This is a genomic window from Psychrobacter sp. KH172YL61 (assembly GCF_007182895.1).
GTDB lineage: Bacteria > Pseudomonadota > Gammaproteobacteria > Pseudomonadales > Moraxellaceae > Psychrobacter > Psychrobacter pacificensis.
Genome location: NZ_AP019516.1, coordinates 46217 through 71641 on the forward strand (window position 1 = coordinate 46217; position 25425 = coordinate 71641).

General features: G+C 43.3%; 16 protein-coding genes and 10 pseudogenes. 10 read left to right on the top strand and 16 right to left on the bottom strand.

Annotated features, from left to right (window positions below):
* Position 1 precedes the first annotated feature (1 nt).
* Together PKHYL_RS00255 and PKHYL_RS00260 are read left to right on the top strand one after the other, a co-directional pair.
* A complete protein-coding gene (locus tag PKHYL_RS00255) occupies positions 2–391 on the top strand; it encodes a helix-turn-helix domain-containing protein (RefSeq protein WP_240365635.1) in 390 nt (129 codons plus the stop codon).
* Between the two features lie 71 nt (positions 392–462).
* The gene (locus PKHYL_RS00260; RefSeq protein WP_240365636.1) at positions 463–1350 is read left to right on the top strand and encodes an IS3 family transposase; all 888 of its coding nucleotides are present in this window, start codon (positions 463–465) and stop codon (positions 1348–1350) included.
* A 74-nt stretch (positions 1351–1424) separates the two neighbouring features.
* Here the strand turns inward: PKHYL_RS00260 and PKHYL_RS00265 are convergent, their stop codons facing one another.
* The 6 genes and pseudogenes from PKHYL_RS00265 to erpA form a co-directional block, all read right to left on the bottom strand.
* Positions 1425–1679: a GlsB/YeaQ/YmgE family stress response membrane protein gene (locus PKHYL_RS00265; RefSeq protein ID WP_058024727.1), complete on the bottom strand. Its 255-nt coding sequence runs from the start codon at positions 1677–1679 to the stop codon at positions 1425–1427.
* A 380-nt stretch (positions 1680–2059) separates the two neighbouring features.
* Positions 2060–3548 (bottom strand): annotated as a pseudogene (gene mpl, locus PKHYL_RS00270) (UDP-N-acetylmuramate:L-alanyl-gamma-D-glutamyl-meso-diaminopimelate ligase).
* A gap of 283 nt (positions 3549–3831) precedes the next feature.
* On the bottom strand, positions 3832–4302 hold the full coding sequence (locus PKHYL_RS00275) for a copper resistance protein NlpE N-terminal domain-containing protein (RefSeq protein WP_240365715.1): 471 nt from the start codon (positions 4300–4302) through the stop codon (positions 3832–3834).
* 585 nt (positions 4303–4887) lie between these two features.
* Positions 4888–5419: pseudogene (locus tag PKHYL_RS00280) on the bottom strand (disulfide bond formation protein B).
* A gap of 53 nt (positions 5420–5472) precedes the next feature.
* Positions 5473–7049, bottom strand: a pseudogene (gene gshA / locus PKHYL_RS00285) (glutamate--cysteine ligase).
* 343 nt (positions 7050–7392) lie between these two features.
* On the bottom strand, positions 7393–7773 hold the full coding sequence (erpA, locus tag PKHYL_RS00290; RefSeq protein WP_058024722.1) for an iron-sulfur cluster insertion protein ErpA: 381 nt from the start codon (positions 7771–7773) through the stop codon (positions 7393–7395).
* Between the two features lie 554 nt (positions 7774–8327).
* Between erpA and PKHYL_RS00295 the strand changes: the two are divergent.
* A pseudogene (locus tag PKHYL_RS00295) lies at positions 8328–10356 on the top strand (ATP-binding cassette domain-containing protein).
* A gap of 104 nt (positions 10357–10460) precedes the next feature.
* On the opposite strand, the gene PKHYL_RS00300 reads toward PKHYL_RS00295, so the two are convergent.
* The 3 genes from PKHYL_RS00300 to PKHYL_RS00310 form a co-directional block, all read right to left on the bottom strand.
* On the bottom strand, positions 10461–10823 hold the full coding sequence (locus PKHYL_RS00300) for a septal ring lytic transglycosylase RlpA family protein (protein ID WP_058024720.1): 363 nt from the start codon (positions 10821–10823) through the stop codon (positions 10461–10463).
* 620 nt (positions 10824–11443) lie between these two features.
* Positions 11444–12007 (bottom strand): transposase, encoded by a 564-nt coding sequence (locus PKHYL_RS00305; protein WP_332835978.1) that lies wholly within the window; start codon positions 12005–12007, stop codon positions 11444–11446.
* Entirely contained in the window at positions 11893–12537 is a 645-nt protein-coding gene (locus PKHYL_RS00310) for a hypothetical protein (RefSeq protein WP_240365716.1), read from the bottom strand. The genes PKHYL_RS00305 and PKHYL_RS00310 overlap by 115 nt, the downstream gene beginning before the upstream one ends.
* A 263-nt stretch (positions 12538–12800) precedes the next feature.
* Between PKHYL_RS00310 and PKHYL_RS00315 the strand changes: the two genes are divergently transcribed.
* The 4 genes and pseudogenes from PKHYL_RS00315 to PKHYL_RS00330 all read left to right on the top strand — a co-directional run bounded on the left by PKHYL_RS00315 (position 12801) and on the right by PKHYL_RS00330 (position 15178).
* Positions 12801–13100, top strand: coding sequence for a Bor family protein (locus PKHYL_RS00315; RefSeq protein ID WP_071002626.1), 300 nt, complete (start codon positions 12801–12803; stop codon positions 13098–13100).
* A 12-nt stretch (positions 13101–13112) separates the two neighbouring features.
* Positions 13113–13406 carry a Bor family protein gene (locus PKHYL_RS00320; protein ID WP_071002625.1) on the top strand — a complete coding sequence of 98 codons (294 nt, stop codon included), beginning with the start codon at positions 13113–13115 and terminating at the stop codon, positions 13404–13406.
* A gap of 330 nt (positions 13407–13736) precedes the next feature.
* Positions 13737–14754 (top strand): annotated as a pseudogene (locus PKHYL_RS00325) (DnaJ C-terminal domain-containing protein).
* A gap of 100 nt (positions 14755–14854) precedes the next feature.
* Positions 14855–15178 (top strand): chaperone modulator CbpM, encoded by a 324-nt coding sequence (locus tag PKHYL_RS00330; protein WP_071002623.1) that lies wholly within the window; start codon positions 14855–14857, stop codon positions 15176–15178.
* Positions 15179–15254: 76 nt separating this feature from the next.
* Here the strand turns inward: PKHYL_RS00330 and sstT are convergent.
* From sstT to PKHYL_RS16995, 5 genes and pseudogenes are all read right to left on the bottom strand, one after another.
* Positions 15255–16458: pseudogene (gene sstT, locus PKHYL_RS00335) on the bottom strand (serine/threonine transporter SstT).
* Positions 16459–16815: 357 nt separating this feature from the next.
* Positions 16816–17217, bottom strand: a complete 402-nt coding sequence (locus PKHYL_RS00340; protein WP_240365717.1) for a DNA polymerase III subunit chi — start codon at positions 17215–17217, stop codon at positions 16816–16818.
* A gap of 140 nt (positions 17218–17357) precedes the next feature.
* A pseudogene (locus tag PKHYL_RS00345) lies at positions 17358–19015 on the bottom strand (leucyl aminopeptidase).
* Between the two features lie 180 nt (positions 19016–19195).
* On the bottom strand, positions 19196–19378 hold the full coding sequence (locus tag PKHYL_RS16990) for a hypothetical protein (protein ID WP_332835913.1): 183 nt from the start codon (positions 19376–19378) through the stop codon (positions 19196–19198).
* The gene (locus PKHYL_RS16995) at positions 19362–19814 is read right to left on the bottom strand and encodes an isochorismatase family protein (protein WP_269778209.1); all 453 of its coding nucleotides are present in this window, start codon (positions 19812–19814) and stop codon (positions 19362–19364) included. The genes PKHYL_RS16990 and PKHYL_RS16995 overlap by 17 nt, the downstream gene beginning before the upstream one ends.
* A gap of 484 nt (positions 19815–20298) precedes the next feature.
* Here PKHYL_RS16995 and PKHYL_RS00355 point away from each other — a divergent pair.
* Positions 20299–21588: pseudogene (locus PKHYL_RS00355) on the top strand (LPS export ABC transporter permease LptF).
* Entirely contained in the window at positions 21588–22796 is a 1209-nt protein-coding gene (lptG, locus tag PKHYL_RS00360; protein WP_071002618.1) for an LPS export ABC transporter permease LptG, read from the top strand. Before PKHYL_RS00355 ends, lptG begins: the two are co-directional and overlap by 1 nt.
* An 89-nt stretch (positions 22797–22885) precedes the next feature.
* Here lptG and PKHYL_RS17910 read toward each other — a convergent pair.
* A pseudogene (locus tag PKHYL_RS17910) lies at positions 22886–23507 on the bottom strand (class I SAM-dependent methyltransferase).
* Positions 23508–23712: 205 nt separating this feature from the next.
* On the opposite strand from PKHYL_RS17910, the gene PKHYL_RS00375 reads away from it, so the two are divergent.
* Positions 23713–24420, top strand: a complete 708-nt coding sequence (locus PKHYL_RS00375) for a hypothetical protein (RefSeq protein ID WP_227517129.1) — start codon at positions 23713–23715, stop codon at positions 24418–24420.
* Between the two features lie 679 nt (positions 24421–25099).
* Here the strand turns inward: PKHYL_RS00375 and PKHYL_RS00380 are convergent.
* A pseudogene (locus PKHYL_RS00380) lies at positions 25100–25402 on the bottom strand (DUF3817 domain-containing protein).
* Positions 25403–25425 lie beyond the last annotated feature (23 nt).

Genomic DNA, 25425 nt, shown 5'->3' on the forward strand with positions numbered 1-25425 from the left:
TATGCGCTACGATCTAGACTTTAAGCTTGAAGTCATCGCATACTATATGCAAGGACATACTGGTCGTGCTACAGCTGAGGAATTTAACCTAGATAATAAGATAGTTATCAAATGGGTTAAGCAATATCAAAGCGGTGGTATTGAAGCTATCAAACCAAAGACCAGCAAAGCTTACTATAGTCACGAGTTTAAACACAAAGTCATTACAACGATGCTTAGCCAAGGCTTAAGTCAATTGGAAGTTGCTTTAAGGTATAACATCAGCTCACCGGCGCTTATTAGTCACTGGCATAAAGCGTATCGACTAGAAGGCATATCTGGACTCATCTCCAAACCTAAAGGTAGAACCGTCATGAGCAAACCCTTCATTACAGACAAACCAGAGGGATGAAAAAAGCTTAGCAGAATTGAAGCGTGAGAATGAGTACTTACGTGCAGAGGTTGCCTACCTAAAAAAGCTCGATGCCTTGCTCAAAGCGGGAGGAAAAAGCAGGCAAAAAGCAAGGCTCATCGAAGGGACTAAGAGAGCGCTGCTGTTTATCTGACTTACTTAAAGCCGCTGGTATGCCTAAAAGCGTCTTTTACTATCATAGAGAAAAGCTTGGTGATAAAGATAAACATGCTGACTTAAAACAGCGTATTACTAAGCTGTATCACCAGCATAAAGGCAGGTACGGCTATCGTAGAATAACGGCAGCGCTAAAGCAGTTAGGTAGCCATTACAATCACAAGCTCATCGCTAAGCTTATGCGTCATTTAAACTTAAGTGCACGGATTCGACGACAAAGATATCGCTCTTATAAAGGTGTACAAGGCAAAATTGCAAAGAATTATTTAAAGCGTCAGTTTCATGCAGATAGACCAAACACACGCTGGCTCACTGATATTACTGAGTTTAAGGTAGGTGATCATAAGCTATATTTATCACCGATACTCGATTGTTATAACAATGAGATCATCAGCTATACGCTCTCAAAGAGACCTACCTATGATTTGGTTAGCAAGATGCTAGATAAGGCGTTAGATAAGATAGATACGCACCAGAACAACCGTTTAATGCTGCATTCAGATCAAGGCTGGCATTATCAGATGAGACCGTTCAGTAAGGCGCTTAAACAGCACGGTATTAAGCAAAGCATGAGCAGAAAAGGCAACTGCTTGGATAATGCGCTGATGGAGGGGTTCTTTGGTACGCTGAAGTGCGAGACGATTTATATTGAGAAACCAAAATCGATTGAGCAGTTAGAACAACAGATTCATGAGTATATGCATTATTACAATAATGAGCGTATTCAACTCAAACTAAAAGGACTGAGCCCTGTGCAGTACAGAACTCAGTCCTTGGTATAAACTAAACCGTCCAAGTTTCGGGGGTCAGTTCATTAACGCAAGGCTTTTTTGTAGATATTCTATCTAGTCGGTAATTATGCACGGCGTTTGTTTACAATCATTTCATACAAAAATAGCAAAATGATCGCACCGATAACTGAGAAGATAAGACCAGTAAAACCGCCATCTGCGTTGATACCAATTAAGCTCGCTAAGAAGCCACCTAACATGGCACCGACGATACCCAATACGATCGTCATGATCCAGCCCATAGGGTCACTACCTGGCTTAATAGCACGTGCCAATAAACCTGCAACCAAACCGACGATAATCATCCAAATAAAGCTCATGTTATTCTCCTAAATTATGAATATTTATAATATGTTGCTAATTTAATAACTCCATTGTAAAGATTCCTCAAACGCAAGAGTAAGCAAAAAATGTTACCTGTGTAGGGCCTATGTGAGGAAAAAGTCAGATTTGCTATTACGTAGGTGCAATAGGTAAACGGAAGGTTACAAAGGTAGCCATGGTGCTAACAGAATGGCGTATCAATCATTTAGCCACGACAGAAGAATTTGATAAGGATAGGGGAATTAAATAAAAAAAGCGTAGCCCGTCTATGAGACAGCCACGCTTTTGTTTAATACTAATTTTTAGATACTAATTTTAGGGTTTAGGGTTTAGGGTTTAGGGTTTAGGGTTTAGGGTTTAGGGTTAAATCAATCGTTTATTTATCACGCAATGCCGCTAATAGACGCTGATGAATCCCCCTCAAAACCACCGTTGGACATCACGACTATTGCATCACCTGCTTGAGCATGACTACTGATATGTTCAATAATAGTATCGACACTAGACATTACGTGCTGGTTAATGATGGAGTCACTTGTAGCCGTGGCTTGTTCGATGACTTCTCTCAAACCCCATTCCAGTCCCGCTGGCTCATACCACAATGTATAGTCAGCGAGGGCAGCTGACTCAGCCAAGCTGTCTTGGTGAATACCCATTTTCATGGTATTACTGCGCGGCTCAATAATCGCCCAAATACGTCTGCCAGCCAGTTTCTTTTTGGCACCGTCTAATGTTGTGGTAATCGCAGTAGGGTGATGGGCAAAGTCATCAAAGACTAAGACATCGTTTACATCACCGATCAACTCCATCCGCCGTTTGATACCAGCAAAAGCCGATAATGCGGCGCAAGCGGTAGAGATGCTGACACCGACATCATAAGCGGCCGCGACGGCAACCAAGGCATTATTGACGTTATGAATACCACTCATGCCCCAGTCGATGACAGCTACTTCTTTATCAGCAGCAAAACTGACTTGAAATTGACTGCCATCTTCGCGAATGAGTTCCGCTTGCCAGTCGCTATTGTTTTTAAGCGTACGGTCGTTTTTACTGGTATTAGATGCGGTCGTATCGATGACAGCAGTACGCCAGATAGGGGTCCAAACGCCTTTTGCTAACGTATCTTCTAAGCTAATAGTTGCTGCAGGCATGATAATTTTTCCGGTACTTGGAATCATACGTACCATATGATGAAACTGCGTTTGGATCGCATTCAAGTCAGCAAAAATATCGGCGTGATCAAATTCTAGGTTGTTCAAGATAGCGGTGCGCGGACGATAATGAACGAATTTTGAACGTTTATCAAAAAACGCAGAATCGTACTCATCAGCTTCAATGACAAAATAACCAGAAGGGACTGTCGTATCATCGTCAGTTTTTTCTGCCCCTAGATAGCTGCTGTGTGCAAATACCTGCTGTAAGTGCTCATCAGTGGTATTGACCAGTGGCACACCGCCAATTAAAAACCCTGTATCGATACCAGCGTAATGCAATATCCAAGCAAGCATGGTTGTCGTTGTGGTCTTACCATGAGTACCAGCAACCGCTATCACGTGGCGCGATTGCAGCACTTGCTCTGACAAAAACTGCGGACCTGACGTGTAGCGCAGACCCGTATCTAGCATATATTCAATCACATCCATGCCACGCTTCATCGCATTACCAACAACGACCAAGTCTGGCGCTGGTTGCAAATGCTTTACGAGATAGCCTTCTTCAATAGTGACGCCCGCATTTTCAAGTTGGGTAGACATAGGAGGATATACGTTGGTATCTGAGCCAGTAACGGTATGCCCAAGTTCACGCGCTAATAATGCCAGCGAGCCCATAAAAGTACCACAAATACCAAGAATATGAATATGCATAGACGTTCCGTAAGAGCTTGAATAAGAGAAATAGAGAGAGTAAAAATAAAGTTTTGAGTGCTGAGCTGTTATCAATCGTGACTAACGTTTTAATCAGTCATTGCCATGGCAGTAGTCTGGCAGACAAGCGATCATTGTAAAGTAAACGCTGGTCGATGACCAACAAAAAACGCCTAACAAGTAGGCGTTATCTAGCTGATAAATGCTGTCTTATTTGGCAGCATACCAAGCACTTGCTGTCTATTTACGTGACAACGTATAGTCATTATTTAGGTTTTTTTGCTCATCTATCAAAAATCAGATGATTGTCTTGAATATAATAAGACTCAATATGTTTGTCTTCATATACAATGGTAATTTTGTCTTTATCTTGACGATAGACGCCAGACTTAAGTAACGGTGCGCGCTGTTGTTCAGCATCGTGATGGGTGCTGGATTTTAGTACAGAGCCATCAGAAAATAGGTTCAAAGTGACATCGATACTATCGCAGTCTTCACAAGGTACCATACCACCATAATCACCCATTAGCGTGGCTTGTAGCGCACTACTGTTCGATTCTGAGTGTATAGTAGAAGGGTGCATATGCCCCTCATTACTGGACTGAGCAGCAGCAATAAGTGATTGCCCTTCTGTAGATTCATTCAAACTGTCATCAGGATTTGACTCAGACATACTGTTGCTTTCTATCTCTTCTGATGTGCTCTGCGGAGCAGACTCTGCTGATGCGTCGACAAATGAAGCTTTAGTCCTCATGTCTTGATCAGAATTCGAGGAGGCACTATCACAACCTATCAATAGCACACAGAGTGGTACCGCTAATAAGGACGGTCCCCAGCGTCTAATGACAGTAGATGTGGTAGAGCAAATAGGTGCAAGATATATCATGGTCATACCAAAAACAGTTTTTGAATAGCGTTTTTAAAAATCACCTATGCCACTGGCAACCGTTATCAAGATAATCTTGTTGCCAAAAAAGAGAGACAAGGGGTCGTATAAACGTTGCGATAATATAGATATTGGAATTTGAGAGCGTAGCTGATCTTTGAAATGTAGACAATTTATCGCTCAAAAGCGACGGCGCTCTCATAACTTCTCACTAAAACTACCCACTGAAAAAACAGGCTGTCTAAAGGTATCAAAGGGTTACAGATATATCTGTGGACTTTTTGTTGTGTTCAATATGCTTGGTATAGCAAAGTAGGCTCTATCAGTTTGTCTAACATAGGTAATAAAAGAGGTTTAACAGTCGCAGATAATAAAGCAGACATTGCATAGCAGAGTATGAATGTCTGTTTAGAAAGAAGTGATAACGGTAAAATATAAAGTGATTTTAATGAACTATCGAGCGATAGACTGGTTGGTGATAGGTCGCACGATACGCCACAGTATCACCCCATGCGCCACAAGAAGTACGCTAAATAGGATCAACGACAGCTCAGGGATACTAAGTCCGACAAACGTCCAATCGATAGAAGCACACTCACCAGAACCTGCAAATACTTCTTTGAGCACTTGCAACATAGGCAAGGTATCTAGCCAATAGTCCAAGCCTGGGCCGCATGACGGTACTTGATCGGCAGGTAGGTGCTGTAGCCAAACATGGCGTATAGCCACAGCAGTAGACCAGCCAATACCTGCCAAACTACCAAGCCATAATAGCAACTTCACCACTTTGGATTTTTGGATTAAACAATGCTGATATCAGCGCAAAACCGCCCATGACTATTAGACCAATACGCTGAAAAATACAGAGCGGGCAAGGCGAAAGCCCTAGATGGCGCTGTAAATAAAACAGCGCAAAGCTCATGCCTATTATGGCCATCAATACTAAAAATATTTGTAAGTTACGGTAAGTGGTCAGCTGTCGCATGGTGCGTTACTCTTATGGTTTCATCTATACAGAGGTTAGGGAGGCAATCAGGTTTAGCGATACTGCTGTAAAAAGTCCATAAAGTCTTCTGTCTCAGACTTCTCAATCTCAGCCTGCTGCAAGATAGACTTTTCTGCCAATACTTCGTATTTCGCTTGGGTGTTTGGACTGAGAGTCTGCTGCAATAATGACTCGCGATGCTGCTGCGCTAATGTAAAACCAAGCTGCCATAGACTACCTAAGCGTTTGCTATCAGAGTTTACTTGGGCGGAGATCGTCGACTCAGAATGTCCGGCTTTGCCTTGCATCAATGCCACTGCAGCACGGTAGTCATTGCCACCATAATGAGCGTCCAGCAATGCAGCAAGTGGCTGCATACGCTCCAGATGCATCAGCATCCAGCCCTCAAGCGATTGCTCTTGACCGTTATTGATGATGTGTAAACCTTCACGGCGACCTTCGTTGACCACACGCTCTAGATTAATAGCGAGTGCTTCTTCTTCTTCAGGCAGCAAATCAGGTGAATCGCTGAATAGACAGTAGAGCGCCATCACTTCTAAAAAAGCAAGCACTAGAGAGACGAATACCAACATCGCTATAAGGATCGAGATCAATAGCACGAAACTCAACATAAGCAATACCGCGACGCTCAAGCGCTTCGGTTGGTGTCTCACCACTCATCGCAATTTGCTTAGGACGGATAGGGCTATAGTATTCATTTTCTATCTGAAGGATATGATTATTGATCTGAATTGGGTTGCCATCTTCATCTTCCAGACCAAGCTTGGCAAAGCTCTCATGCGGTGTTTGGATCGCGCGGCGTAGTCCAGCGACATACTCTGGCAAATAGTTATAACGAATATCTAGCTGCTCTTGCACGCTATTGGTATAGCCAAGTTTGCCCATACGCAGGCTGGTGGCAGTCGGTTTATAGTAGGTTGAGTCATTTAGACGCTCTAGATCATGCTCACGCCCAGCAACAAAACAAGGACATACGCTTGGACTTGCACCCAATAAATACAACACAATGCTGGTCAGTCGCTTAAAGTTGCGAATAAGCCCTAGGTATTTTTCGTTTTTGAATTCTGTTAGCGTCTGCTCTTGTGCCGTTGGGGTTTGCGCTTGCCACGTTTCAAAGAGCGTGTCACCAAAAGATAGATTGTAATGTAACCCTGCGATGGTCTGCATACGGCGACCATAACGGATACCAAGACCACTGCGATAAAGGGTTTTTAGCTTACCTGTATTAGAGCTACCATAATCAGCCAGTGGAATATCTTCATCTTTAGAAGACAACATACAAGGCATAGATAGTGGCCACATCAGCTCGCCTTCCGGCATGCCTTGATACACCAAGACATGCAATTGACGCAGCATATTGAGTGTCTCTTTTGGCGAAGCTTTTGGTTCGGTGATAAGCTCAAGTAGGCTTTCTGAATAATCGGTAGTAATAAAAGGATGGGTCAATTTTGATCCGAGTTTGGCTGGATGCGGCGTCTGTGCCAAAAAACCATCAGGCCCTCACGCGCAGCCCTTCTTTTTCGATACCGCGGAGCATACCCGTTAAATGCTGGCTGTCAAACCAATTGGGAATGTCAAAATTAACAAAGCTACTCGCAAAATTACTCATAATAGTCATCTATTGTTATTCATTATGGCGGATCAAAGCACGATGGGCGTTTGTCCATAAAAGAGGTAAATGTTCGGTCAATAATTCCGTCAGTTTAGCTCAAAGCCGTATTGAAAACCACGAACAATTACAAATACGATAAGCTTTGAGCAGGACGTTTGGGCTAGATTTTTCTCAGTATTTTTGATGAAATTGGTCAGCACGGATACTTTGCGGATTCATCAATATTGGCAAAAAAGCATCTACCCAAGAGATAGATGCTTTGACAGTCATGCTATAAGCAATCAAACACAGTGCCAACGCACCATGGCATCATCCATACAGTCATGGCGTTGTCGTCAGTTTAAATAGAAAATGACGAGCCACAGCCGCAAGTGGTGGTGGCATTGGGGTTGGTCACGACAAAACGTGCGCCTTCTAACCCTTCAGTGTAGTCAACGGTAGAGCCTTGCAAATATTGATAGCTTAGCGAGTCAACAACCAAGGTCACATCACCATTATCAAAATTGGCATCGTCTTCATTTAAGTCGTTGGCAAAGTTAAAGCCATAAGAAAAACCTGAACAGCCGCCGCCCGTCACATAGACGCGTAGCATAAGTTCACTATCACCTTCTTCTTCGCGCAGACGGCGTACTTTTTGTGCCGCACTGTCGGTTAGGCTTAATACCGTAGGATCTACTGGCTGATTTGAGCTTGGATTAAATTGGTTGGCTGATTCGTTCATATCTACCTCAGTTGCTAGGATCAAATGCGGTCGTCGTCCTGTTTGGGTTTGCAACAAAATGATTGCAAATAAAGATACGCACGGCGTTTGATTTAATTGGGTGCTGTCGTTATGGCAAAGCTATTGGTGCATTATAAGCTGTTTGTGCAATATCAATACGGTGTTTGTGCCACCAAAGCACTTTATTGATGATAAGCACTTATCTTTAGCAGTATATCATAATGGGGTAGCGATTCGCTTGTCAAGAGTCATCGTCCTTACCAAAACTGATGAATCAAAACTTTTATAGCTATCAAGGTTATACTCATTATGTGTGCGAGAGTATATGGCTGCCAAAGGCCTTATTATAGTCATTCGTATCGATAGGCTGACAAGGATTATATAATCTAGGGTCATTGGCATAAATACTTAATTTTAAAACACTTCGTTTTGAAATAGTTATTTAATAGTTTGCCTATGCGGCAAGCGTTTGAAATAATAGCCGCCAGTTGGCATACCCTATGTGTGTTTCTTATTGCCCTATATTTATATTATTGCTGAGATGAAGAAATTATATGATCGAATTTAAAGACGTTGGTGTTCGCCGTGATGGTCGTGAATTGTTTGCAGGTGCAAGCTTTCAGCTACATCCAGGTCACAAAGTTGGCTTAACAGGCAACAACGGCACCGGCAAATCGACTTTATTTGCCTTATTGTTGACGCAAATGGGCAAGGGCGATACCGAGGTCACGCTCGATAAAGGTGAGGTCAGTATTCCTGATAGCTGGCATGTCGCGCATATGGCGCAGGAAGTCGGAGCCAGTGATCAGACGGCAATTGATTACGTGTTGAGCGGTGATGAGCAGTGGTATGAGATCAATGCAGCGCTCAATGACTTAAGTAGCGTCAGTGATGAGCAAATTGGCGTCTTGCATCAGCAGTTCGATGAAATCGATGGCTACCGTACGCCAACCAAAGCGGCACAAATCATGGCAGGCCTTGGTTTAACACCAGCCAGCACGAGCTGCCTGTCTCAGGGTTTTCAGGTGGCTGGCGCATGCGCTTAAACCTCGCCAAAACTTTGATGAGCCGCGCTGATCTGATGCTACTCGATGAGCCGACTAACCATTTAGACTTAGACGCCATTCTCTGGCTTGAGACTTGGATCAATGCTTATACTGGACTGGTCATCGTCATCTCGCATGACCAAGCGTTTTTGGATGCTACCGTCGGTCATATCTTGCACGTCGAACAACAAAAATAACCCTTTATACGGGTAATTATCAACAGTTCATTCGCACCCGTCACGAGCGCATGGCGCAGCAGCAGCAAGCGTTTGAGAAGCAAGAAGCGACCAAGGCACATCTGGATGATTTCATTCGTCGTTTCCGTGCCAAAGCCAGTAAAGCCAAGCAAGCCCAAAGCCGTATCAAACAGCTAGAGCGCATGTCGGAGCTCTCACCAATGATGGCTGATAACCCATTCTCTTTTCGCTTTTATGAACCGGCAAACATGAGCTCACCGCTGATTGAGCTGACCCATGCAGATATTGGCTACAGCGAGACGCCGCTACTGCGTGATGCCAATGTGCAAGTGACGCCGGATACGCGTATTGGCCTATTGGGCATGAATGGCGCAGGTAAATCCACACTTATTAAGGCATTGGTCGGTGAGCTGAAAATTTTGTCAGGTACTTACCGCGTGTCAGACACCCTTAAGCTTGGCTACTTTAATCAGCATCAAATGGATATCTTGGATGCCAAAGCCACGCCGATAGAAATGCTGCGCCGCCTAGCAGGCAAGACCTCTGATGCCGTGTTACGCTCATTTTTGGGCAGCTTTGATTTTCGTGGTGATCGTATCGATACGCCAAGTGAGCTGTTTTCTGGTGGTGAGCGTGCACGCTTGACCTTAGCGTTGATCGTCTGGCAACGTCCCAACGTCCTTGTCCTCGATGAGCCAACCAACCATTTGGACTTACAAATGCGCCAAGCATTGACGATCGCCTTGCAAGGGTTTCAGGGCGCGGTGGTATTGGTGTCGCATGATCGTGAGCTAATTGCCAATGTCTGTGATGAACTGTATCTGGTACATGATGGTCAAATCGATGAGTTTGACGGTGACATCAGTGACTACGGCAAATGGCTGGCAGAAAAGCGTAAGCAAGAAAACGCATCAGACAAAAGTAGCAGTAAGAAGAAAAGCAAGAAAGAGAGCAAAAAATTGGTTTCACGTGAAACAGGCAATAGCCAAGTGACCAATCAAGTGAGCAATACAGCACCTGATAATTCATCAAAAAGTAACACTGCGACCCCAGCGCTTAGTAAAGAAGAACAACGCAAATTAGCCGCTGAACAGCGTAAGCGCACTGCACCTATCCGCCGTGAGATTGAAGAGACAGAAAAAGCACTTGCCAAGATTGAAGGGCAGCTTGCAACGCTTGAGGAAAAGCTGGCTGATACCAAGTTGTACGAAGAAAGCCGTAAGGCGGACTTACTGGTCTTATTGAATGAGCAAACCGCGCTACAGCAGCAGCACAGCGATAACGAAGAAAAATTGCTGCTATCGATGACGACGCTAGAAGAAATGGAAGCGGAATTTTAGTAGCAAGTTATATGAGATTTGGCTGTTAAGCGATTTTCGTCGTAAGTAATCAAACATAAAAAAGGGAGGGCATCAGCCCTCCCTTTTTTATCGTTTTTGCAACATTATTCTTTACGGTATTTACCATCACCGTAGGACAGTACTTTCATTGTGGTCGTACAAAGCTGGCAATCGATTTGACTAGCAGCAGCTTTCGATAAATCAAGAATACGGCCTCGAATATAGGGGCCTCGGTCTGTGATTTTGACCACGACACTTTTTTTTGTTTTTTGGTTGGTCACTTGAACTTTTGTGCCAAACGGTAACGTGCGATGGGCAGCGGTTAGTGAGTTCATGTTAAAGATACTACCACTTGCAGTGCGTTTACCATGAAACTTGCTGCCGTAATAACTGGTATTGGCCGCAAAAACTGTGGTACTCAGTAATAGTGATAACGTGACAACCAAAGACTTAATTAAATATGACATTCATGACCTATAAGCAATTTATGAAATAGACAGCGATGCTTGCCTATGTTGTCATACCCCTATGAGTATGAATAAGGAGGGGATTTTACAAGATATAGATTGTCAAACTATTACAGCCGTGTAAAAAAACTCACGAGGTCAAATGCTTGTTTTTTAAGGGAAAAATATCATTTTTGACTAAAAATAATGGAAGAATGAGTACCGAGCATAGGCTTATAGAGAATAATTCTTACTAAGAAGTCGACAAGAGACCAGAAAGTAAATAACAAAATGCAAATAAGTGATATATAAATACGAATACTATCGATATAGTAAGTTTTGACCGCGAAAAGCCTACCGAAAACAGTCTGTTTTATTGTAATAAAAACTTTCTACTTTATTACTAAACTGTAAAAAAAACAAAATTATTGATTGCTTTAGACTGTTTGAGAAAATTGGTCATATCGTATGGCAAGTCGTTAAGAAAAACATGGTGGTTCATGGCTGTTAAAAAACAGCGGTTGGAATATTTCAGTAAATATAAACAACAATCATTGAGTAAAAAAGACGGTCTCATCACTTTTAGTAATCATTAGGCGGCTTTATTTTTGTCTTTATCTTCTCTGCACACGACAAAAAAATCATCCCCACCCGATTTTCATAGGTTTAGGGGTTAAAAAGCTAACTAACTGTCGAAATACAGTCTTATCATTGTTAAAGAACACCAAGTGAAGGCCCTCAATCAACACATCCAGGCCAAGCGCAAACAAACTGGCTTGAGGTCGAGCGTTTGACTTTAACTTGCGCTTTAACGGCTTATCTTTGTCTTTATAAATACCGACATGATAAGCCCAACAAAATGCTAAGGCGTTCACTGCGACTAATTTACTGACCCGATCAAGATGGGTTAAGTGGGTATCTTCAAGATTAAAGCCACGGCCCTTTAGACAAGCAAATAAAGTCTCAATCTCCCAACGCTTAGCATAGCTTGTCATCGCATCCACTGTTTCTAGTTGATTGGTTGCGACAATCACTAAACCATAGTCTTTATCACGCTTGGCAAATACTCGAACCAAACAACCATCGACAGTCAGTATTCGCCCATGTCGATATGTTTCTTGATGGCTAACATGGCGCAATAACTCTTTAATCTGTACCAACTTGCCATGATGATTCTTAACTTTACTGTTCTTCTTAATCCGTATGGCAAAGGGTATGTGATTATTGGTGAGCCAGTTAAACCATTTTCGCCAACAAACTCTCTGTCTGCTACTATCATCTCAAGGTTATCTTTGCCAAATTGTTTGATAAACCGCTCAATAAGTTCACAGCGTTCAAGATGGTTTGTATTACCTCGCTTATCTAGCATTTGCCAGTATAAGGGGATGGCTATCCCTTTATATACCACCCCTAACATAAAGATGTTGAGGTTACTTTTACCCCATTTCCAGTTGGTGCGGTCAATGGTTAAGGTGACTTCGCCTAGCCCAAATAGTCGATATATCATTAAAGCCAGTTGATCGTAGTCTATCCTCGCTTCGGCAAAAAATCGCTGTAGTCTGCGATAGTGACTGTCGGTCTTGCCACCCTTAGGAAGGTGTCTTGCTGTTTTTTTAAGATTACTGCTTTGAGCAGTAATCAGGGCTATTATCATTAGGCTCAAACAATTGATTCTTGCCTTGTTCATGCTCAGGTTTTGGGTTAAAGTCTCACTAAGTCTGTTAAAGTTTGGCATGGTCTATTCGTCTTAAAAATTACTATTATGCCTTTGCTTTAACAGACTTTTTTGTTTTTTGTCGTGTGCAGAGCTTTATCTTATATTTTTCAATTTTCGTTACATCAATAAAAGTCAGTGATATAAAGCATTCTAGGAAGTCATCTAGAGCAATATTTACTATAGAGATATATTTCTATAAGTTTTCTTACAAAACAGTTGCATAAATGAGACTTTAAGATTAGAGTTTTCGACCCAACAAATATTAACTAATGGAGTCACGTATGAAAAAAATTGTTGCTGTGGCATTGCTCGCTGTTTTGACACCAGGATGTGCGACGCAAAACTATCTTGTGTCTTCATCGACTGCACCGACAGCCGCTACAAAGGCTGATGCTGATAAAATGCAGACTTTCTTTGTCAGCGGTTTGGGTCAAGAGCAAGACATTGATGCGGCCGAAGTTTGCCAAGGCAAAGAGAATGTGGCTAGTATCCAAACGCAAAGCAACTTTATCAATATTGCGCTAGGTTTTATATCTTCAGGTATCTATACCCCACGCCAAGTCCGTGTTTACTGCAAGTAAGGAATAATGAATATGAAAAAACTACTAACAATGGCAGTGATGGGTTCAGTATTATTGGTATCAGGTTGTGCAACCCAAACAGGTCTTATTCAACCAACTCAAAATACCACTCCAGAATATACTAAGTCACAGACCTTCTTTATTGGTGGTATTGGGCAAGAACAGACTGTAAACGCTGCTGAAGTATGCGGCGGCGCACAAAATGTTGCCAAAGTTCAAACAGTACAAGAAGCCAAAGACATCGCACTAGGTTTGGTCACTTTTGGCATTTATACCCCTCGTACGGCTAAAGTTTTCTGTCGATAAGAAACGCTATCAATACCTCACATCATTTATTTTGACCATTAATTGATCGATGTTGAGCGCTGTATCTTAGAGCCGTTAAAAAAGAGCAAACAGTCACTGTTTGCTCTTTTTTTTGTGGTGAGTATTGGTCATCAGTGATGACAGAAATGCTGCAATGAATGGGTAAGATTACTGGTAATATTTTTATAACGGTGTTTATTTTGATTATTGCTATCATAAAGTATGGACTATAAAAAATGACTATACCGAACACTAATATTGATCGATATGATCCATTCTACAGTCGGCATTTCGGTATGACTGATATGTTTTTATGTTGAGGAAAATAACATGGCAGAAAAAAATTACTATGACATTTTAGGGGTCAAGAAAGACGCCACAGACGCCGAGATCAAAAAAAAATACCGTAAGCTTGTGCGTCAATTCCATCCCTGATGTCAGTGATGATCCAGACGCGGATAGTAAGATTGCTGAGATTAATAACGCTTATGAAACCATTAGAGATAAAGACAAACGTGCCGAATACGATGCGATGTTGGACAACCCGTTCGCTGGACAAGGTGGTGCAGGCGGGTTTGGTGGTTTTGGCGGTCAGGCGGGAGCGTCGCAAGGCGGTTTTCGCTGGGAGGATATCAAAGGCCAGTTCGGCGATGGCGAAGCATTTGGCGATGGCGGCTTTCGTTTCGATGATATTTTTTCAGCGTTTGGTCGCGGGGCGCGTGGTTCATCCAGTGGTCGCTCTCAAAGCCAAGGGTTTGACCCTTTCGGTGGCGGTTTTGGGACGCAAGATAGTAAAGGTCAGGACCAGCATGCCGAGATTACGGTCGATCTGTCTTCGGTTTATCAAGGGGACAACTATAGCATCAAGTTAAACGTTCCTGTGCGTCAGCCTAATGGCGAGGTGAGCTACGACAACAAAACGCTCAAAATTAAAATTCCAAAAGGCATTACTGATGGCAAGCAAATTCGCTTGAGCGGGCAAGGTGCTGCTGGCAGTAGCAACGGCAAAAATGGTGATTTGTTCTTAAAAGTAAAAATCCGCCATGATGACAATATCCGTATCGAAGGTGCAGACGTTTACCAGACTGTCAATATCGCACCATGGGAAGCCGCATTGGGTGAAAAAATTAATGTCAGCACGCCAGCAGGTACGCTTGGAGTGACCATACCCAAAAACAGTAAATCAGGTAGCAATCTGCGTCTAAAGGGCAAAGGTATCCCTGCCAAGCAAGCGGGCGATTTATACTTGACCTTAAATATCATTAACCCTGATGTCAGTAGCGATGCGGCAAGACAGGCTTATGAGCAGCTCAAGCAAGCCTTTGCCGACACCACTATCAACCGTTAATCCATGCGCTTGATGGTCGACATTCATCATGATAGTCAATAGTGAGTCATCAAGATGAATGCACCAAGGATGAAATAAAGAGAAAACGAGGATAATAGCTATGAAACACTCGCCTGAATTTACCGATATCATTATGAGCTTAGATGAGCTTGTCTCTGCTTGTGGCCAAGAGCGCCAATGGGTCATCGAATTGATTGAAGAAAGTATTATTGAATACGATGTGCCAGAACGTGAGCAATTCACTGGCTATCAGCTGACCACCGTGCGCCGTGCCTCACGACTCAGCCGTGATTTTGATGCCAGCGTGCCTGCCATTGGCTTGATACTTGAGCTGTTAGATGAGGTTGAGCAGCTGCGTCAATTCAAACGTCAGTCTGAGCGCCAAACGCCTATCATAGAGGTTGAGATCGACAGTATAAAGTAGTTAAGACCTAAAATACCGCACAAAAAAAGGCCTTTATTAGGCCTTTTTTTATCGACAGAAAATGCTTTGCTAAAAATTAACGTGAATAAGTAGGATCAGCTGCTGCGGTAAATAATACATCAGTTGACGAGTTCAGAGCCGTCTCTGCCGAGTCTTGAATCACACCGATGATAAAACCAATGGCAACCACTTGCATGGCGATGTCGTTCGGTATGCTAAATAAGCTCGCTGCCAAAGGAATGAGCAGCAACGAACCACCAGCAACACCAGAAGCACCGCAAGCACTAATCGTCGCCACCAAACTCAATAGAAGCGCTGAAGCAAAAGACACCTCAATGCCCAAGGTGTGAGCGGCAGCAAGGGTTAACACGTTGATGGTAATCGCCGCACCCGCCATGTTGATAGTTGCCCCTAGCGGGATGGTCACTGAGTAAGTATCTTCGTGCAATCCAAGCTTACGCGCTAGGTTCATATTCACAGGAATATTGGCAGCCGAACTGCGCGTAAAGAAGGCTGTAATTCCTGATTCGCGTAGACATCTGAACACAAGTGGATAAGGGTTTTTGCCCGTCTTAACAAACACGATAATAGGGTTTGCGACCAAAGCGATAAACAGCATACAGCTGATCAGTACCATCAAAATACGGGCATAGCCTGCTAGCGAGGCAAAGCCTGTCTCAGCGACCGTACTGGCAACCAGACCCAAAATACCAAAAAGGCGCTAGGGCAATAATCCACTTGACCACTTGTGAGATAGCATCAGCAAAGTCACCAACGACATTGCGGGCTGTGTCGCTGGCTTGGCGTAGCGCAAAACCAATGATGATGGCCCATGCCAAGATACCGATATAATTGGCCTCAGCGATGGCATTGACCGGATTGGCAACCAAATTCATCAATAGGTTGGTCAATACTTCTTTTAGGTCGGCGGGGGGAACTTGCGCGATATCGGCGTTGACCAATACCAGATCAGTGGGGAACAAAAAGCTGGCACCAACGGCAGTTAAGGCAGCCAAAAAAGTGCCAAACATATACATGATGAGCACAGGCTTGACATAGACTTCATTGCCACTGCGATGTTGGCTAATCGCCGCCATGACCAAAATGAACACCAGTATAGGCGCTACGGCTTTTAGTGCACCAACAAACAATGTACCAAGTAGCCCTATGGCGATACCGATACTTGGTGCTAGCCAACCGATCAGCACCCCCAACACCAAACCAATAATAATGAGCGGCACCAGCCCGATACGCTGATACACCGCAATCAATGAACGCATTTGTACATCCCTCGACATCTGTCAAAAGTAAATGAATTGTTTGAGCAAAAATTTATCGAGGGATGGTAGCATTTTTTGACATATTCGCATACCGCTCATATAGTCAATCAATATTAAAAGTGGTACAAGGCAGACGAGTGCAAGTACTACAGTAGTAGGCTAAACGAGTCTAACGCTGTAACGCTTTAATAGTGGTTCGACTATAGCAGTGGAGGCGACGTATAAAGTGAAAAGTAACAGGTAAAATATAACGAGTGTGCTCAAATGTGGAGCAAGTATAGACGAAGGCAAATTAGCAAAAATGCCTAGGGCGTGTTAAAAGTAGTGACAAGGTAAAGAGAGAAATAAACGGCAGCGCTATACCCTAAAGTGGGTCAACTCATAGCCTAATTGCTGATAGGCTTTATATTTGTGGCGACCTTCTTGGGTACTGGTAGCATCAGGTCGGATCAGCTCAAGGACGCGAGAGGGCTTGGCATTATTGGTCGTAGCCATAAAGCCAGTCACCGGACGTGTCGTTGTATTGAGCACGATACCATTAAAGTCTGCTGGCATATAACTGCCGAGCAATACGGGCGCTAAAGATTTGTCGGCGTCAGAGTCAGCGGCTTTAGAATGAATATCCGACAGGCATTGATGCGGTATAAAGCTCGTGGCATCTTGTGCCCAAAGTGCTCTATCTAGCTCTGCTAGCAACGTTTCATCTTCGATCAAAATCAACAAAGACTGCGTGCTTTTGTTCAGCGCTGTTTGAGTCAACTGACAAATAAAGCCCAAGAAATCTTGGGCTTTACTCTCACTAATACATAAAAACTGATCTTCATAGAATGGTTTTCATAAAGTATTTGATAAAATAGCATTTATCAATAGACGGTCGTTAATGCACTGCCATTGATCGATTAAGCCATATCCGCGCTGTTTTTCAGGTACTGCATAAATAGCGGTACTGGACGACCAGTTGCAGCTTTGTCTTTACCTGAGTTCCATGCGGTACCAGCAATGTCTAAATGCGCCCATGCCTGACCTTCTTCAATGAAGCGAGACAAGAAGCAAGCGGCAGTCACTGCGCCCGCACCTTTACCACCGATGTTTTGGATATCAGCAATTGGCGAGTCAATCAGTGCTTGATACTCATCATCAAGTGGCATGTGCCAGATAAGATCACCTGATAAGTTGCTCGCATTCTCGAGATCAAATAACACATCTTCATCATTACTAAAGACTGCCGAACGCACATGGCCCAATGCAACCACGCAAGCACCCGTCAATGTGGCGACATCGATGATGGCTTTTGGATTATAGCGCTGTACATAGCATAAAGTATCAGCCAGTACCAAGCGACCTTCGGCATCGGTGTTCAGAATTTCAACAGATTTACCATTCATGGCTTTGACAATATCGCCTGGGCGCGTGGCATCACCTGATGGCATGTTCTCAGCACAGGCGAGCGCACCGACCACGTTGATTGGTAGACGTGCTTCACATAAAGCTTTGATAGTACCAAGTACTGAGGCTGAACCACCCATGTCAAACTTCATCTCATCCATTGCCGCGCCTGGCTTGATTGAGATACCGCCTGAATCAAAGGTCACGCCTTTACCGACCAAGACGATAGGCGCATCATCATTTGTAGCTTGTGCATTATTGTCGCTAGCTTTGCCGGCTTTCTTAGCGGATTTTTTGGTTGGTAGTTTATCAGTGAGCGCTTTTTTTAGACCAGTCACTTTTGCGTTGCTAATCGTTTGCTCGGTGGTGCCAGCGTTTGCACTAAATGAGGATTTACCGCGGTACTCCATGATGACAAGCTGACCTTCTTTGGTAGAACCTTGAGCCACTGATAAGAAACAGTTCATACCCAGCGCTGACATCTCGTCTTCACCGAGTACCTTGACAGTCAATAGGTCAGGATAGGTTTTTGCAAGTTCTTGTGCTTGCTCTGCCATATATGCAGGGAAACAAATATTACCTGGCTCATTGGCGACGTCACGAGTGAGGCTTTGACCGGCGAATACTGCCTCAGCAAATGCGAGTGCAGGCTGTAGTGAGTTATCAGCTAACAGATAAACATCAGTCAATACAGGCGTTGCTTGCTCAGATTTATATTTGTCAAAGCGATAGCTGGCTGCCAATAGGTTTAGGGCAAATTGACCAAAATGGCTTTCTTCTAGCGCATCACCTAAGGCAACGGTAATAGACGATACACGCTTTTGCGTGCTGCTATAGATGGTCTTGGCAATTTTTTGCAGTACGGTATTGCTGAATTTGTCCGTGTTACCAACACCAACCAACAATAGCTGTACAGGGTTTTGTTTGGTGGTTTTTTTATCCCTGCCAATGCATAATCAGCAACGGTCTCACAGGCTGTGCCCTTAAAATGAGAGACTTCAATCAATTGCTCAATACGAGCGGTATAGTCTGTCAGCATGGAGTTGGCAAGGATGTTTTTCTTATCATCGACCAAGACCACCAGACAAGCGTCGTCTTTACTTTTGGCTTCTTTTTTGAGGATTTTTTGCGTATGCGTCTTTGGCAGGTGCTGAGATAATTTGATATTCATATAGTTATCCTTATTAGAGTTATGAAAATGATGCAATTGCTGGTGCCTGTTAGATTATTGGATTATTTGGCTTGTAGAGCAATCACGATAGTGTAGCATATTGCGATGATGGTACGCAGTTTGCACCGTTTAGGTAAAATGTCGGAACCGTTTTACTTGATCAGTGGTTAGGGATTCACGCTAACCTTTCACCAACTCATCAGTCGTTACTAACGCACTAAACCTGTCTTGTAGCGCTGCCATCGCGGTGTCATGCATGACCTCAGCACTGATGGTTTTTCTAGTAGCACTTGGGAGATCGCGAGTGGCACAGGCGTCGTGACAGACAAAATTGTCAAAACCCAGATCAAAGGCAGCTCTCACACTGGAACTTACGCACATGTGGCTCATAAAACCTGCAAAAATAATTTGTTGTTTGTTTGCAGACGAGGAGTAGTGATTGTAGCTGCGTATCATAAAACGCATTGGGATGGTTTTTGACAATCACGGTTTCACCATCATGCGGCTGTAGCTCTTCGACGATCTCGACGTTAGATGATAAAGGATCAAAGACATTGCCATTTTCTGCACCGTGATGGGTGATGTGAAAGATAGGGACATCTTGCTTGCGGGCTTTATCCAGCAATAGTCGTGCGTTGTCGATGGCCTTAGCGCCTGCTTGACCTAATGGCATGGCACCATTGACATACTCGTTTTGATAATCGATAAATACGAGGGCGCAATTTGACCAATCAAGTGTATCGAACTCACCACCAGCAAGTTCAAGTAAGGTTGCGGGCGTAGATGTGGTATTAGTCATTGGTATTCTCCATCACATTAGATGACATAAAAATAGTTTTATCCGTCAGTCAGTTTAGCAATTAATAACAGAGATAGAGATTCGATGATACGAATGACAAACAAACCTTTCCAAACTAAATAAAAAACGTATTGGAGAAAACCCTGTTAAACCAATTCCATATAAGATTTCATTAACGATTTATCCGATATTTGATATGTTTATCGTCTACCGATAGTAATGCGCTATCAGTAAGGTGTACGTAATGTTTGCAAACACATTTCACAGCCATTTTTAGGCAAAACATGCTAGGATTAGCGGTTATATTTGTCGCTTGTGTTTGTTGAGTAGGACTAATCAGTCACTCAGTAATTGTCAATATTATTTGAACGTATATGATGCCCATGATGCATTGTTATTGTGCTCAAATATGACGATAGACCCCCTAATCCATCATGCGCATACCAACTGTTTAAGAGTACCCATTGTGATATTACGCCGCTATATGACTCGACAAGTTGCCTTGACCACTGCTTTGGTGCTGGGGTTTTTGGTAGTAATGATGCTAGGCGGTCGTTTGATACGTTATTTTGGCATTGCTGCTGAAGGCCGTTTGGATATTAGCCTGCTGTTTACGATCATCGGGTACAACCTGCCGTATTTTCTAGAATTGATATTACCGCTAGCCTTTTTTATCGCGTTGATGCTGGTGTTTGGTCGTTTATATGTCGATCAAGAAATGGCTGTCATCAATGCCAGCGGCGTGTCTCGCGGTAGGCTGGCGCGCCTGATGACACCATTGATATTAGCGTTGTTTGTCGGTGAGGCGGCGCTATCTATTGTAGGCAAACCATGGGGCGTACGCTCATCCGAGGCGGTGTGGCAGCAGCAAGCATTGACCAGTGCGTTTGATCTGATTCGTCCGAATGAGTTTATAAGCAGCGGTAACTACCATCTATACGTGGGTAGTCTCAGCGATGATAAGAAAAAACTACAAGATGTGATATTGATCCAATCTGAACCGACGCCAAAAGGCAATACTGGCAAAAGCGCTGATATGAATAATACGATTGATCAAGAAACCGCTGATCAAATGGGCATCTCTGATATGCCAAAAGATATTATAAATAGAGATGCAAAAGACATCAGTAAAGACACCATCACGCTCGCCAAGCGTGCTGAACAGGTCAATACGGGCAATAGTGGTGTGACCCAGTTGGATTTGTTTCAAGGTCGTCGTTACGAAGTGGGTGCAGGCAGCTTGAAATACAATCAAGTCGCCTTTGACCGTTATCGCATCACCCTCACCGAATCCCTCACAAGAGGTCATCACTGAAGACAATATCGAGACCCAACCGATTGGACCTTTATGGCAGGCGGCAACAGGTGATGCACAAGCTGACACCAATAATGCGCTGCGTGCTGCTCAAGGTGAGCTTGGCTACCGTCTGGCACTGCCGTGGCTGATGATTATCGCACCGATGCTGGCTGTACCGCTTGCGCAGTGCGTCCACGCCAAGGGCGTTGGTTGCGTCTATTTCCCTCTATCTTATTATTTGTCAGCTGTGCGCTAGGCATCATCTCGCTTAAGAACGCAGTGAGCAAAGGCAGTATTAGCGTATGGGCTTACGCATGGCTGGTATTAGGCTTTATGGCACTAGCGCTTTATTTGAATTGGGGTAGCCGTGTGCAACATCGTCTGCGCTTTCGTAAACAAGAAAATAGATTAGCCGCCGCCGCGCCTATCAGCAGTCTGGACAATCAACACAATAGCTCACAAGGAGGGCAGTCTTAATGCGCTCTTTATTTGCTAAGTCTGCAGGGGCTGGTCAGCTGGCCAAAAAACCTGCCAATTTAAAAGTCCTCAGCCGTTATGTCAAACTCAACGCCTTACTTGCTATTATCGCGGCCGTCGTTGGTTTATGGGCGTTACAGCTGGTCTTTTCTTACTTATCAGAGCTCGATTCGTTAGATGACAGTTATACGATGGGGCAGGCACTCAAGTATATCTTTTATCGCTCGCCTTACTTCTTAGAGCAATTCATCCCAACGGGTGCGCTACTCGGTGCCGTCATAGGATTGGGCTTACTTGCTAATAAAAGTGAGCTGGTCGTCATGCGTGCGGCTGGGGTCAGCATCTATCGTATCGTCGGCTGGGTGTTACAACCTGCCTTCATTTTTGTGCTACTGGCATTGGCGATTAATCAGTTCGTGCTACCGCATTCCAATCAATTGGCAAAGCAAATAAACGATGAGGACAACACATCGCTAGTCACTTCGGTGCGCGGCTATTGGACGGTGCAGCCACGCTTTGAAAATGCACAAGATGGCAGCGCGACACCTGATGGCAGTGATATTTTATATATCGATTATGCCGATGTTGCCGGTAATATCGGCGAGGTAAAACGTTGGCATTTAGATAACAACGGTAATCTGCAAACGGCCGTTCATGCTAATGGCGGAAAATATACGGGGCGTGAGCCTATCGATGTGACCAGTGACAAGCCAAGCGAGCAGTATCGCTACGAATGGCAGCTGAACGACATGGTCGAGCTTAGCATTAATCAGGGCTTTGAGAGTAGCCAAGCCGTTTCACCATCAGATACGCTCAGCTTACCATTCGCTCCAGAGTCGGTGTATCTACTGACGCGCAAGGCAGAGGATTTGTCTCTGACGCAACTATACGAGCATCGTCAGTTTATGCAAGAGCAGGGCAAGCGCTCCTTGGATCATGAAGTGGCGTTTTGGCAAAAGCTATTATCACCTTTATCAATATTGTCACTGGTCATTGTTGCTTGCTCATTCGTCTTTGGCTCGCTACGGACGCACAGTTTGGGCTTGCGTATCGTGGTGGCTTTGCTGTTTGGCTTGCTCTTTAGCTATATTCAGGACTTGGTCGGATTTATATCGCTTGCTACAGGATTTTCGCCCATGCTGATGGTGTTATTACCGATTATCGGTAGTGCGCTATTGGGTGGTTATTTGATAAAACGCCAGATGTAGAAAGACAGTTGGTCATACAAAACAAAAAGCACGCTAGATCTATTTTAGCGTGCTTTTTTATGACGATCTTTATGGTTGGATGCTGAAGACTAATCTTTGGTCGCCATAGTAATCGTATAGGTTTTGCCCTGCTTGATTTTTTTCGCTATTACCGAACACTTCGGTAAACGAGCGCTTCATAAACTGACGTAAGCCATTGATCGTCACCACATAAAAACGCCCACCTTGACGCATGCGGGCATAAGCATCGAGGAAATACAGATAATGCTGCTCTTTACCGACTTTGGCAGGCAAGTTTGACATCACAAGGCTAAAGTCTTTGTCGGCTGCCACATGATTAAAGCCATTGGATAAATGCACATCGACGTTTTTTAGACCATTTTTTCGCAGTTACGGCGCGCATATTCTACCGCCATAAAATCTTTATCAATCAAAGTATGCTGACCGTTTGGACATTCGCGCGCCGCCGTCATGCCAAGCACACCATAGCCACAGCCCAAGTCGATTGAATCATCATCTTCTTGGAAATCTACATAATCAAGCAGCATCAAACTGCCATCATCGAGCTTTTGCGGTGAAAAAATACCCCACGTGGTTGCAAAATCAAACGGCTTACCTAGTACGTCATCCGTAAAATGTATATCTTCGCGCCAGTGTTTGGCTTTTTTGAGGGAGGTCGGCAGGGGGACGGTGGTTTGTAGAGTGGCTCATGGGATTCTCAAATAATAGATAGGTAAAAGGTTAATAAGCTATGGCAGGTATTGTAGCGAGAAAAGGGTAGGTTTGCAGCTATGGATTACAAACGTTTTTCAGTCAAACTGCTAAAAAAATATTGATACTATTAAAAGATAAATTATGCTTTTATCAAAATAGGTAAGTGCACAAATCCTACAGCGGTGACTCAAAGGACAATAATGTGACAAATAATCTTAATAAAGATTGGACACCAACATTCGGTACCGTCTATACATGGTTTGCCATGGATAAAAATGGACGGATTGCCGTTCTGGTGAATAACTGCTGGGGTAACCTACCGCAGTCAGTTTTAAATATCCCTAACGCTGAGCTATTGTTAGATGACTTAAATGAATACATGTGGGAGGAGTCAAAAACATATACGAACTATCCGCAGGATAAAGCGGGAGAGCTAATAGTGGATCTATATTCTTATTGGAGTAATAAGGATAGGTACCGCAAAAAAGTTTCGATAAGCACTGTCGGTAAAATTGGAAAATGGCATGGATACATTATTGACTTGTACTGCTTTTTCGAAAACAAAATGATGAGTCGCAATAAGATTACTAAAGAATTAACTGCTGAGCTTAAGCGAATAAAAAATTACAGTGATGCGAATTTATCGGTAAATAAAGGTTGCTTTTTATATTTTGCAGTAGACGGGTACAATGAAGGTGATGACTATCCAGTAGGCTATGAGGGTGCGACCAAAATGGGCGATTATTACCGTTATCTTGTACCTACAATCTACGCATCTATTGAGGATTTTCCACAAGCGCTTTGGCACGGTATAGCCGTTTCAGACACCCTAGACTTTACCAAAGATAGAGTCCTTGATAATAATAAGATCAATACCTATTTTACTAGGAATTATCAAATCACTAACTAACTCATAACCCTTATTATGCGCTTAATGATAGTAATCCGAAGGCGACCAGTTTGTTATCGACCAAACCCAGACTGATACCATTATCAGTACTATAGTCGGTTCACTATAAAATCGATACAATAAGATTAAACGCTATTTTTCGCAGCCTCTGGAGACATAGTCACAGCAAGCAAGAAAAATAGCGTTTAATCAAATGAATTTATTATCCTGTATCGTTTTTATTTAGACTTAACTATAACAGTACTTCCATTATAGTTTCTTAATAATAAGCTTTCTGAATAATTAATTTTATGAATGTTGAGAGATGTGAAAATAATTTTTTGGTCTATAGGCGTATATTCAAAAGGCTCTCTGTAGTAATGAATCTTTTGATGGTCAAAAGTAAAACCTATCACTACACTGTTTAGAAGATAAAATTGTAAAACACCATAAGAGTATATTTCGTAATTTTTACCTTTCTGTGGCTCATATTCTATAGGCTCGCCAAAAATATTTATAACCTTACTCTTATTCGCTTTTAACGCTAAACCATTGAATTTTTTTTGTTACTAAGAATTCTTCAATATTTTGAAGCGATACTGTCACTACTCAACCTCATTGATCGCTTACTACACACAACGTCTACAAACTTGCTATTACCACATACGGATAAATTTCCGTAAATAAAATAATTTCTAGACTACTCCCCCAAACGTTTCTTTAACACATGATCAAACACAAACGGCCCAAAGGGTAAAAACATTTTGATTTTATGTGCCGTGATAAAGAGCACCACAATATAAGCGATGAACAACACTCCATGCACAGGCCCGACGTAGCCCACCATTTCAGGCATATTCAGCATATATTTGAGTGGCATGGCGATACCCAGTAGCAGCAAAAAGACGTGCCTTCCAAATAACCCATCACGGTCAAGTTTTTTTAGCGCAAATGCTTGTGCGTTAGTGAGAGTGGGCTTGGATGATGGTTGAGATTGCGGCACAGTATGATCCTTTGCTGATGAGT